This is a genomic window from Mesobacillus boroniphilus (genome assembly GCF_018424685.1).
In the GTDB taxonomy this organism is placed as follows: Bacteria; Bacillota; Bacilli; order Bacillales; family Cytobacillaceae; genus Mesobacillus; species Mesobacillus boroniphilus_A.
Window position 1 is genome coordinate 932,970 of sequence record NZ_QTKX01000001.1, and the last position, 12,185, is coordinate 945,154.

Sequence of the window (12,185 nt, forward strand, 5' to 3'; positions counted from 1 at the left end):
GGAAAGGGAGGACCAAAGTGAGTACAATTCCTTATGTAATCGAACAATCCAACCGGGGAGAGCGTTCATACGATATTTATTCCCGTCTTTTAAAAGACCGCATTATCATGCTTGGAGATGAAATCAATGACCAGGTGGCAAACAGCGTTATTGCTCAGCTTTTATTCCTTGAAGCTGATAATCCTGAAAAGGATATCTCCATCTATATTAATAGTCCTGGAGGTTCAACCACAGCGGGCTTTGCGATTTTTGATACGATGGAATACATCAAGCCCGATATCAGCACAATCTGTATCGGAATGGCCGCATCATTTGGAGCCATGCTGTTGCTTGCCGGTACCAAAGGGAAGAGATTCGCACTGCCAAACAGTGAAATCATGATACACCAGCCTCTGGGAGGTGCAAGGGGCCAGGCGACGGAGATTGAAATATCCGCTAAAAGAATCCTGAAGCTGCGTGATCATGTGAATCAGATTATATCCGAGAGAACTGGCCAACCGGTGGAAAAAATCGAAAAGGATACCGATCGGGATTATTTCATGAGTGCCCAGGAAGCTTTGGAGTACGGGATTATTGATAAGATTATTACACGGACATAGTGAAGGGCTGCCTTGGCAGCTCTTTTTATTTTGGGAAAATTACACAGAATTGGTTAAAAAGCTAGAGGGTTTTCACAATCCATAATCGAATTTAAATGAATAGGTCTATTAAAAAATTATGCCATGTACACTCTAATTTCAAATGGCATTGAATAAAGTATTAATAAGAACAACTTTTCTTTCGGTAACTAGAAGAGCATAAGAATGCTCCTCTTTTACAAATAATCAGAATAATCAAACGAAGGAGGAATTCATGTGCAGAACACCCCACAATTGAAGCCTGGCAAACAGCCGGAAATACCATCATCAACTGTAAGTAAGATGAAGTTCTTCATATTTAGTGCGATTGGCATCTTCATGTTTTTTGTTCCAATCACTGTTGGTGAAAAATCATCAATACCGCTCGACCACTTAGTTACTTGGATCAATACCACTTTTTCTGCAGCCGCTCCGTATTATGCATTTATTGTTATTTTATTGGGGGCCATTTATCCGTTTTACAGAAAAACGTGGAACAAGAATCCGGCGACTATCGTTTTTTCTTTGTTAAAAGTACTTGGCGTTGTCGTAGCGTTAATGCTGCTGACTAAAGTTGGGCCAGCATGGCTATTTAAACCAAACATGGGACCATTCCTGTATGAAAAGTTGGTTATACCGGTTGGTGTCCTCGTACCAATTGGCTCTGTATTTTTAGCAATGCTGGTAGGCTACGGTCTGCTAGAATTCCTTGGTGTATTGTTGCAGCCTATAATGCGACCTGTATGGAAGACACCAGGAAGGGCTGCGATTGATGCCGTAGCTTCCTTTGTAGGAAGCTATTCAATCGGCCTTCTGATTACCAATCGCGTGTTCAAGGAAGGTAAGTATACTATAAAAGAAGCCACCATTATCGCAACAGGTTTCTCGACTGTTTCTGTTACATTTATGATTGTTGTCGCAAAAACTTTAGGATTAATGGAAGTGTGGAACACGTATTTCTGGACAACGCTTTTAGTTACGTTTCTTGTAACCGCTATCACGGTGAGGTTGCGCCCTTTGCGAACGGTTAGTGATGAATATTATGAGGGCAAAGGAGTACCTGAAGAACCGGTGAAGGAACATCGCTTGAAAACGGCATGGGCTGGTGCTATGAGCGCATCGAACAAGGCGCCTGCACTTGGAAAAAACATTTTGGATAACTTGCGGGATGGACTCATTATGACGATGGGAATTTTGCCGTCGATTCTTTCTGTAGGATTGTTAGGGCTCGTATTAGCGGAATTCACCCCAGTGTTCGATATTATTGGCTATATTTTCTACCCATTTACATTAATCCTCCAGATTCCAGAGCCAATGCTGGCAGCTAAGGCATCCGCAATCGAAATTGCTGAAATGTTCCTGCCTGCCTTGCTTGTAACAGAAGCCCCCATGATCACAAAGTTTGTCATCGGTGTTGTTTCTGTGTCAGCTATTATCTTTTTCTCTGCGCTGATTCCAAGCATTATGTCGACAGAAATACCCATCAGCCTGCGAAAATTGGTAGTCATCTGGGTTCAGAGGACTATCCTAACTCTCATCATTGTAGCGCCAATCGCACATCTATTGTTTTGATATGGAAGTTACTTAATGAGCTGCTAAAGCAGCTCATTTTTTTATTTTTTACTAGAATTGAAAAAGGGACCCTGATATAATCGAATTTATATTTTAAAAGTTCTAACAATTTACAGCGTTAAAGAAATAAACAGTAAAGGGGAATTCCCATGAATCTCTACGGATCGGAAAAGATTAGAAAAATGACTTCAAGTATTTTTCAGGAAGTGGTAGACCGTAAGCAGACTGCCTTAATGAAAGGGAAAGATGTGATCGACCTGAGTATAGGGAGTCCGGATTTTTCGCCGCCTCCTTTTGTCATTGATGAGCTTGTAAAGTATTCACTGGATCCAGGGAAATATGGATACACGCTAAAGGGAATAAGTGAATTTAATGAGGCAGTTAAATATTTTTACCAGCAGCGTTATTCGGTTGAACTTGAAGCTGAAACCGAAGTCCTGCAGCTAATGGGCTCTCAGGATGGTCTTGCCCATCTTGCTACTGCAATCATTGATCCTGGTGATTATGTACTTGTTCCAGATCCAGGTTATCCAATCTATGAAGCTAGCGTAACAATTGCAGGCGGAACTATTTATCCAATGCCTTTGCTGGAGGGAAATAATTTCCTGCCGCAGCTTAATGATATTCCTCTTGAAATTTTACAAAAGACGAAGATGATAATCTTGAGCTATCCTGGAAATCCAGTCACCGCACTGGCAGATCGCAGCTTTTTTGAAGAGGTGGTTCAGTTCGCCAGAATACATAACATCTTGGTCGTACATGACTTCGCCTATTCTGAATTGATTTATGATAATAACCCGCAAATAAGCTTCTTATCTGTACCCGGTGCAAAGGAGGTCGGAGTAGAGTTCAACTCACTCTCCAAAACTTTCAATATGGCAGGCTGCCGCATTGGCTATGTTGCCGGGAATTCTCAAGTTATTAATCTTCTTGCCTCATTTAAATCACATATCGATTATGGAATTTTCTATCCAATTCAAAAAGCAGCAATTGCTGCATTGACTTCTGATTATTCTTTCCTGAAGGATCAGCTAAAACAGTATGAAGTTCGGCGAGATGCTTTAGTATCCGGGTTTCGGAATAGCGGATGGCAAGTGGCCAATTCTCCGGCAACGATGTTTGTGTGGGCTAAAATTCCGACCGGCTGGAAATCCCGTGATTTTGCCTTCAAGCTGATTGATGAGGAAGGGATTGTCGTGGTTCCTGGTGATGCTTTTGGCAAACAAGGAGAAGGGTATGTGAGAATTGCTATGGTTCAGCCTCCAGAAAGGCTGACGGAGGCCTCACAGAGGGTCAATAAATTTCTGTCGGGATTTCCACTAGGAATATAAAAAATGTTTCGATAAACGAATTGACTTTTGGATGAATTTAGAATATTATCACTTTAATAAATTAAAATTAATATATGATATCTTCTTATCAAGAGAGGTGGAGGGAAAGGCCCTGCGAAACCTCGGCAACAGGTTCTGAACGAATACTGTGCCAATTCCTGCGGACAATTTTGTCTGAAAGATGAGAAGAGAGTATTCTAAGGCTCTCTTCTTAAAGAAGGGAGCTTTTTATGTTAGGAGGCTTATTTATGAGCCTCTAATGTTTTTTTATAAAACCGACTTATCAGGTTGGTTAAGTTGTGATTAAATAAGAAGTGGAGAGATTGAGATGAAATATGGATTTTGGCTGCCGATTTTTGGCGGATGGCTTAGGAATGCAGAGGATGAAAACATGCCGCCTACCTTTGATTATGCAAAGCAGGTGATTCAATCAGCAGAAAAATGGGGCTATTCAACCACTTTGATAGCAGAGTTATATCTGAATGATATCAAAGGTCCTGAGCATGACTCCCTTGAAGCTTGGACTACAGCTGCTGCTCTGGCTTCTGTAACTGAAAAAATCGAGATCATGGCTGCTGTAAGGCCAGGTTTCCATAATCCTGCAGTAACAGCAAAGATGGCAGCAAACATAGATCAAATCAGCAACGGTCGTTTTACTCTTAATGTAGTTTCAGCATGGTGGGAGGAAGAGGCACGCCAGTACGGCGGGATTTTTACCGAACATGATGAAAGATATGAACGGACTACAGAGTTCATTGATTTACTCAAGGGACTATGGAGTGAAGATAGCTTCTCTTATGAAGGTAAGTTTTACGATTTGAAGGACACGAAGCTGTTTCCGAAACCAGTCCAGCGCCCGAATCCGATTTTATACGCCGGCGGAGAAAGCGAGAAAGGGAAGCAGACGATTATAGAAAAATGCGATGCCTATGTCATGCATGGCGGGACAGTAAAAGAAATACAGCGGAAAATAACGGATATGATTACACGCAGGGCATCAACTCCAAATCCAGAACTATCAGTGTTCGGAATGGCTGCTTATGTCATTTGCCGGGATACAGAGGAGGAAGCCATTGCTGAATTGGGGCGTATCACGGATGTTAAAGAATCCAGTGCATATGCAGGTTTTAAAGATTTTACGAGTAAGTCTCAGCTTGAACAGCAGATTCACCTCCAAGATTATTCTGTATCGAACCGTGGATTGCGGCCGAATTTAGTCGGTACACCAGAGCAAATCGCCGAGCGGATTTTACAGTATGAAGAAGCAGGTTTAGGCTTGCTATTACTGCAATTCTCCCCGCAGCTCGAGGAAATGGAACGCTTTGCTAGTCAGGTAATGCCGCTTGTTGAGGCAAAAAGGAAGCAAGTGAGTGTTTGATAAAATTTAGACTATGGAGATGAAGAAATAATGAGTAAAGTATACATTATCCATGAAAATAGCGAATGGACAGTCCATTTGACAAGGCGGCTGGAAGAGCTGGGAGTTCCATTTGAAGAATGGCATCTTGACGAGGGGCTCCTTGATTTATCAAAGGAACCACCTGAGGGGATTTTTTATAGCAGAATGAGTGCTTCTTCTCATACAAGAGGACATCGCTTCGCCCCTGAATATACGGCACAGGTTTTATCATGGCTGGAAACCCATGGAAGGAAGGTGTATAACGGATCCCGGGCGTTGGAACTGGAGGTAAGCAAGGTTAAGCAATATCTTGAGCTGAACAAGCATGGTGTAAGGACTCCGAGGACAATTGCGGCTGTCGGGAAAAAACAGCTATTAGATGCTGCGAAGGAATTTGACGGGAAAGCATTTATAACTAAGCATAATCGCGCTGGAAAAGGTCTTGGGGTTCAGCTGTTTCAATCGATTGAAGCACTGAAGTCATATGTTGATGGACCTTCTTTTGAAGAACCGGTTGATGGTGTGACGCTGATCCAGGAATATGTCCAGTCCCCGGAAAGCTATATTACAAGATGCGAATTTGTCGGCGGAGAGTTTATTTATGCGGTGAGAGTTGATACATCTGAAGGGTTTGAATTGTGCCCGGCTGATGCCTGCAAAATCGGAGACCTTTTCTGCCCTGTTGGGGAAGAAGTTGAAGAAAAGCCGAAATTCCTGGTTATCGATGGATTCGACGACCCAATCATTGAAAAATATAAGAGAGTACTAGAAGTAAATAATATAAATGTTGCTGGTATTGAATTCATCAGAAATGAATCAGGGGAAATTTTCACTTACGATATCAATACAAATACAAATTATAATTCAGATGCTGAAGCAAAAGCAGGGAAATTTGGCATGCTCGAGCTGGCAAAGTTTTTAGGAGAAGAGCTGGCTGTAGAGTATGGGACAGTGACAAGATGACATGAATGTTTTGGGAAATATTTGAAACTTATCAAGGGTTCTTCCGTATTAAAACATAAAGGGGGAGAACAGATGAAAAAGTTATCTTTTATTCCTATAGTCCTTGTATTATTGCTTTTCGGCTGCCAGCAAAAACAAAACGATGCGCTCGATACAAGCAAACTAGAGAGAGTTGAACAAACTGGGAATGCCACCGAGGAACAGTTGAAAAGTATTCCCATCCAATATAATGTACCATCTCTAAAATTGGGCTTAGAAGCATTGCCATTTGAATTAAACCCACCTAAGGATTTTCCTTTTGAGGCAATGCCGCTAAAGATGACCATTGAAGATTTTAAGCACGATGGGAAAGAGTTAGTAGTCAATTTTAACAGTTTTTCAAAAAATAAAGAGGATAACATCATTTTCATGATTACTGTCCATAATTTTGAAGTAGAGTATGGTGGACCATTAGGGGAGGAAGTTCAATTATCTGATGGGACGGTGGGGAATTATCATGAAGGCTCTCTTATTTTTACAAAAGAGGGAATTTATTATATGCTTGGATACAGTAATCCTGACATCACCTCTATTCAGTTGAAGAAAGATATAATAGCATTGGCCAATCAAATGTTATAAGAGTGAGAAGAACGCAACTGGGGTTGCGTTCTTTTTAGTGTTTGAAGTATTAAGCCAAGACTTGAGGTTTTAAGATGTGTTCAATCTCCTGTCGTGTTTGCAGACCGATGTTTAAAAACAGCAGTCGGAAATAAAGTGACTTTATGAATTGATTTAAATTAGTGTTCATCCTGAAGTAGTAGGGGGTATAGCCAGTTGTATTCTTTATCTCTGTTACGTTGTTTGATAGATTCACAATCCACTCTTTTAATAGATTTTCATCCATCCCTTTTTCTAACAGGGCTATGACAGCATAGATTAGCCGCTCATCTTCTTCATCAATATAGGCTGTGTCTTTTAAGATACAACTTCCGACCGTAGTAAGACATTCGCTTGCTAAAGCCAGATCAAATAACGGATGCTTGATTGCCTCGGCCAATAAATCTGCTCCATGTGCTACAGAGTGGGCCCAGCCTTTATCCTCGACATATCCTCGGGTATCTTCTTCTTTTTGTAAGTATAGAATGCTGCTCTCTATGGCTTTAAGGGCCATCTCTTCCGAAAGAAATCGTTCTTCACGATCCCTATCTAAAATAAGAGCTATCACCAGTGTTGAAAATGCCCTCGTGAATACCGAATCCTCATTCATCGAGCCAATCCCTATAAATAAATGATTTTGGTCAAGGCAGGTTTGGATTAAATATTCCATTTGTTGATGATTCAAATAACCATCTTTCGTTAAATGATAAAACGAACTATAAATCAGTTTGTCCCTTAATACTGGGTCAGTTGAGCCAATATGTTGAACCATCTGTATAATAAGTTGATCGAGATCCTTGCTTTTAATAGTTTCAGGTTTTTGAAAATCTAATTCTTTTAATTCATTCTTTAATTGCTCAGCAGCCATCAAAATTTCACACCCTTGGAGTTGGATTTATATTGATTTTAGCATATTTTTCCTTTTTAAAATATTGCATGCCAACCAATTGTTCAGAGTAAATTTTTCTAATTTGCCACAAACTATTCATGGTGATTTTGATGAAAAAAATACTCCATTTCATAATATGGTCCGGCTGCATCATTCTATTGTCTTTTGCATATGAAGATTACCTCTATTCTCAATTTAAGGTGAATTCTGCACAAGGAATTGTTGAGGATAAAGGGGTAGGTACAACAACCAGGAATATATACGGAAATTTTACAGAGGAACGAGAGTACTGGATTCAGCTTAATGGGGAAAAAATTGTGGTGACCAGATCAATTTTTGCGGATGCGCAACGGCACAGGCAAATCAAGCTTATGAGAACTCAGCATGGCATGGTGATGGAATAAAAAGATGGTCCGCATTGGAACCATCTTTTTTACCACGTATCGCCGCGCTCTTTTTTCAGTTCTTTCATTTTATCTGTCCATTCATCGACTCGTTGCCTGATTTCCTTGCTTTCGGTATCTGCTTTTTCGCGATTGGTTTTGGACATGGCATAATGCAGTTCCTTCATGGCTTCACTTCGTTCAAAGCCCCAATCTCTTAGTTCCGAATATTGTTCATCGGTGATCCAGCCATTCTCTGACATGATGGCGGCTGCGTCGATAAGACGGTGGGCCTCTTTTCTCCCGACGGTCCATAATTCAAGAGGGTACTTATCTGCGCTTTTATATTCCTCGACCATGTCCCATCCGTCTGGTGCCATCGTAAATGCAAACGCCAGGTCAAGTGTGGAAGGGAGCCACTCGTACTGGATTGTATTTTTCAATTCCTCAGGGTTGTTGGCTTTGAAGTATTCGCCGTTTCCGGCTTCAGCAACTGCTTTTAACTGATTCTCTGTTTTACTGTCTACATCAAACCCGATGATGTTTACTGAACTATCAGCGTTCTTTGCTATCAAATCCTTGCTGGCCTGGATAGGATCGCCATCACATGTTTCAGCGCCATCGCTGACAATGTAGATTGTTGTATTTCCATCATAGCCGCCGCTAATCTCTCCGGCCTTTTGGATCGCACTAGCAAGAGGAGTCCAGCCCTTGCTTTCAAAAGAATGGACCGCTCCATGGAAATCTTCTTTTTCGTATTTGCCCATTGGATAGACCTCTTCGATTCCTGTGCAGGATACTACTTTATCTGCATCTGAATCGGAGCCTTTGTGTCCGTAAACTACAAGTGAGACTTCACTTGACTGGCCGATCGTTTTCGCGAAGCTTTTTACGGCATCTTTTGCAATCTCCATTTTGACACTGCCGCCCGCCTGTTGAAGCATGCTTGAGCTTGCATCCAGAAGAATGATTGCTCTTTCAGAGGTTTTTGTTTCCTCTTCTCCTTCAGCTTTGGTCGGGTCTGGCAGGTAAGGCTCTTCAAAATGAGGTTCATAGGCGTTTGCATTTCCGATAATTTCTTTATAATGCGGACTGGCTAGCATGTAAACAAGGCCTTTTTTAATCGTTTCTAAATCATCAGTTTCTTTAGCAAGTTCATCGAGTTTTACCGGCAGCTTGTTTTTTAGCTGAAGGTCCAGTTCAGGTGTATTGAAACCAATATCTTCTATGTCCTTTTCATAACTCAGGTCACCCATCATCGAGCCAGGCTCAAGGCCAATCAAACTTTCCTCTGTAACCTCTAAACTTATATTCTTCAGATGGTCAATTTTACTCTGCTTTGTTTCTTCCTTTTTAACATCCTCTTTAGGCGGAGTTTCGGCTACGACTTCTTTTTCCGGTTCATCACCGCTGCAAGCAGAAAGGACAAGTGAAGTGATTAAAAATAATAACAGCGAATATCGTTTCACAAAAATCCTCCTCTTCGCGTTTTCGCTATGTAAAAACATCTTCATAGAGTTTACCATGATTAGCGAACAGATTTGAAGTGATTTCCATGATGCAAAGTGTAAAAAGCCTTGAACTGACAAAGAATGTGGAGTAAGTAAGGAGGAAATAGGATGAAGAATTTGCTTGAGCTGCCTGCGCTGCTTCTTTTGGATGTTCAAAAAGGCTTCGACGATTCTTATTGGGGTACTCGGAACAACAGCGAAGCCGAGGCAAACATGGCCCGGCTTTTAACAGAATGGAGGTACAGGAAGGGACATGTCATTTACACGAAGCATCTGTCCATTGACCCAGCGTCTCCTTTGCATCATCGAAACAAATTAGGTACTGAATTTAAGGAAATCATCCAGCCTATCGATGGGGAAATCATTTTTACGAAAAATGTGAATAGCGGTTTCATTGGAACGGAGTTGGAGTCATACTTAAAGCAAAAACAGATTAAAACAGTTGTGATAACCGGGTTATCGACTCAGCATTGCGTTTCCACAACGACGCGAATGAGCGGTAATCTTGGCTTCAATACCTTCCTGGTGTCTGACGCGATTGCTGCATTTGAAATCATGGACCATAATGGAGTTCGCCATTCAGCGGATTCGATTCAGGAACACGAACTGGCAATGCTGCAAAAAGAGTTCGCCACCATCATCACCACCGATGAGATCATTAGCCAGTTGAACCAAGAGTAAAGCGCAGGAGCCTGTATCCTGCGCTTTATTTATCGATGCCAAGGAATTTAAGCACTCTATGGTAGGGGCACTTACTTAAAGATGTATCATCATCCCGGAGAAAATACTGCCGCCATTCAAAATTATCCTCCGATCCGTATGTGTTCAGGTCAGGGTGGATTGAAATGCTGTCATATTTAGAAAGCCTTTCTCTCACATGAGCCTTAATCCTCCTGGCATAACTTTGTGACTTGTTAAATTCCTGAAGGACCCATCTAGGTGTGATGGCTAGCATCATGACGTCAAAATGTCTGCTTTTCCTGTTTTTATGTGCAGGGGTAGCGCAATACATAAAGTATTTTTCACCATGAAAACAAAATTCCCAAATTGGATCATGCGGGTCTGTAGGAATATCCTCGGGCCAATCGAACTTATCTAAGGAACTTAGACCATTTAAATGGTTCCAGAATAACTGTTCAAATTCTTCTACGGTATTATCATTCATAGATTCTGGTGTTTCATAAAATACAATCAATGATGTGTAATTGCCAATCTTACTTGACAACTCTGTATAGCTTGTCAAAAGGCTGGAAAGCTCTGTTAAGGTAGAGTTTTCTCTTGGATCACCCACAAATCCATAACGAAGCTGATTTTTAGAAAAGCCAATCGTTGCCGGTATGCAGGGAAAAGGCTTTTCCTTATCACTCATTTTAGCCAAGAATTTATCTAGTGCACGTTTTTCCCATTCTTGCATCTGATCCCGAGGTGAGGAACCATGTGTATACAAGCCATTCATCATAGTCACCTCCAATAGCTTCTACAATATATTCAAAGCCTGGAGGATAGGATAGATGTCCCGGGACAAATGGGCAGCAACCCAGAAATATGAATTTAATCTTAATAATAATTGAAATATTCAGTTAAATTTATTATAATTTTCATAGTGGTAATAGTAATACCTATAAGGGTATTACTATTGATTATCAATAATAATGGGGGAAGGTGTACGAGGTGAAATATACAGTTGTAATCGTCGGTGGAGGCTCTGCTGGTATTTCTGTGGCGGCCCGGCTTGTAAAAGGGTCACCGGACTTAAAAGGGAAGATTGTGATTTTGGACCCAGCGAAAAAGCATTATTATCAGCCACTCTGGACCCTGGCAGGCGCTGGCGCAGTTAAAAAGGAAGTAACAGAAAGGGATCAGCAATCACTCATTCCCGATGGTGTCGACTTGATTCAAGATGCCGTTACATCAATCGATCCTGATTCAAACTCTCTGACGACAGACAGCGGCACAGAAATGAATTATGACTATCTTGTCATGGCGGCTGGCATCCAGATTAACTGGGACAAGATCAAAGGGTTAAAAGAAGCAATTGGCAAGAATGGTGTCTGCAGCAATTATTCATATAATTATGTTGACTCCACCTGGGAAAGCATTCAAAACTTTAAGGGCGGAAACGCCATTTTCACCCACCCAAACACGCCGATAAAATGTGGCGGCGCACCTCAGAAAATCATGTACCTCGCAGACGATGCCTTCAGAAAAGCAGGTGTCAGAGACAAAAGCCAGATTATTTTCGCCTCTGCATCTGACAGTATTTTTGCAGTGAAGAAATACGCGAATACACTGGAACAAGTCATCACGAGAAAAGAGATTACCCCTAAATATAAAATGAACTTGATCGAAGTTGACTCAGCCAACAAGCTTGCAGTCTTTGAAAATTCAGGAACAGGAGAGACTGAAAAAATTTCTTACAATATGCTGCATGTAGTCCCGCCAATGTCGGCACCTGATTTCATCGCAAAGAGTAAGCTTGCCGATGCAGGCGGCTGGGTTGATGTGGATTCGTCAACACTCCAGTCCAGGAAGTATCCAAATGTTTTCGGGGTCGGAGATTGTGCAAACCTGCCAACCTCCAAAACAGGCGCGGCAATCAGGAAGCAGGCACCAGTCGCAGCAGGGAACTTATTAAGCCATATGAAAAACCAACCGCTGAAGTACCGATATGATGGATATACTTCTTGTCCGCTCATTACCGGCTACAACAAGCTGGTGTTGGCTGAATTCCTCTATGAAAATAAACCAGCTGAGACCTTCCCGTTCGATCAATCAAAAGAACGTTTCAGCATGTATATACTGAAGAAAAATATTCTCCCTGTCATGTATTGGAAAGGAATGTTGAAGGGGATTATGTAAAAAAAGTTCTAAAGCCTACAGTCTT

Annotated in this window: 12 protein-coding genes and 1 riboswitch; of the genes, 9 read left to right on the forward strand and 3 right to left on the reverse strand. The window is 41.5% G+C overall.

Annotated features, from left to right (window positions below):
- Positions 1-17: 17 nt before the first annotated feature.
- From clpP to DYI25_RS04715, 6 genes are all read left to right on the forward strand, one after another.
- Complete coding sequence (clpP, locus tag DYI25_RS04690) at positions 18-599, forward strand: ATP-dependent Clp endopeptidase proteolytic subunit ClpP (RefSeq protein ID WP_102262435.1); 582 nt, start codon at positions 18-20, stop codon at positions 597-599.
- A 321-nt stretch (positions 600-920) separates the two neighbouring features.
- Entirely contained in the window at positions 921-2,189 is a 1,269-nt protein-coding gene (locus tag DYI25_RS04695; protein WP_213369405.1) for a YjiH family protein, read from the forward strand.
- A gap of 149 nt (positions 2,190-2,338) precedes the next feature.
- The gene (locus DYI25_RS04700; protein WP_213367286.1) at positions 2,339-3,520 is read left to right on the forward strand and encodes an LL-diaminopimelate aminotransferase; all 1,182 of its coding nucleotides are present in this window, start codon (positions 2,339-2,341) and stop codon (positions 3,518-3,520) included.
- 82 nt (positions 3,521-3,602) lie between these two features.
- Positions 3,603-3,708: riboswitch (SAM riboswitch) on the forward strand.
- A 140-nt stretch (positions 3,709-3,848) separates the two neighbouring features.
- Entirely contained in the window at positions 3,849-4,898 is a 1,050-nt protein-coding gene (locus DYI25_RS04705) for an LLM class flavin-dependent oxidoreductase (RefSeq protein ID WP_213367287.1), read from the forward strand.
- 30 nt (positions 4,899-4,928) lie between these two features.
- Complete coding sequence (locus DYI25_RS04710; RefSeq protein WP_213367288.1) at positions 4,929-5,882, forward strand: ATP-grasp domain-containing protein; 954 nt, start codon at positions 4,929-4,931, stop codon at positions 5,880-5,882.
- 72 nt (positions 5,883-5,954) lie between these two features.
- Positions 5,955-6,500, forward strand: coding sequence for a hypothetical protein (locus DYI25_RS04715; protein WP_213367289.1), 546 nt, complete (start codon positions 5,955-5,957; stop codon positions 6,498-6,500).
- A gap of 49 nt (positions 6,501-6,549) precedes the next feature.
- Here the strand turns inward: DYI25_RS04715 and DYI25_RS04720 are convergent, their stop codons facing one another.
- Positions 6,550-7,386: a DUF2785 domain-containing protein gene (locus tag DYI25_RS04720; protein WP_213367290.1), complete on the reverse strand. Its 837-nt coding sequence runs from the start codon at positions 7,384-7,386 to the stop codon at positions 6,550-6,552.
- 131 nt (positions 7,387-7,517) lie between these two features.
- Between DYI25_RS04720 and DYI25_RS04725 the strand changes: the two genes are divergently transcribed.
- Entirely contained in the window at positions 7,518-7,811 is a 294-nt protein-coding gene (locus DYI25_RS04725) for a hypothetical protein (RefSeq protein ID WP_213367291.1), read from the forward strand.
- Between the two features lie 29 nt (positions 7,812-7,840).
- On the opposite strand, the gene DYI25_RS04730 is transcribed toward DYI25_RS04725, so the two are convergent.
- Positions 7,841-9,259, reverse strand: coding sequence for a vWA domain-containing protein (locus DYI25_RS04730; protein ID WP_342032472.1), 1,419 nt, complete (start codon positions 9,257-9,259; stop codon positions 7,841-7,843).
- A gap of 150 nt (positions 9,260-9,409) precedes the next feature.
- Between DYI25_RS04730 and DYI25_RS04735 the strand changes: the two genes are divergently transcribed.
- Positions 9,410-9,982 carry a cysteine hydrolase family protein gene (locus DYI25_RS04735; RefSeq protein ID WP_213367292.1) on the forward strand — a complete coding sequence of 191 codons (573 nt, stop codon included), beginning with the start codon at positions 9,410-9,412 and terminating at the stop codon, positions 9,980-9,982.
- 25 nt (positions 9,983-10,007) lie between these two features.
- Here the strand turns inward: DYI25_RS04735 and DYI25_RS04740 are convergent, their stop codons facing one another.
- Positions 10,008-10,757 (reverse strand): YqcI/YcgG family protein, encoded by a 750-nt coding sequence (locus DYI25_RS04740; RefSeq protein ID WP_213369407.1) that lies wholly within the window; start codon positions 10,755-10,757, stop codon positions 10,008-10,010.
- Between the two features lie 206 nt (positions 10,758-10,963).
- Here DYI25_RS04740 and DYI25_RS04745 point away from each other — a divergent pair, with 206 nt between their 5' ends.
- Entirely contained in the window at positions 10,964-12,160 is a 1,197-nt protein-coding gene (locus tag DYI25_RS04745) for an NAD(P)/FAD-dependent oxidoreductase (protein ID WP_213367293.1), read from the forward strand.
- The last annotated feature ends 25 nt before the right edge of the window (positions 12,161-12,185 follow it).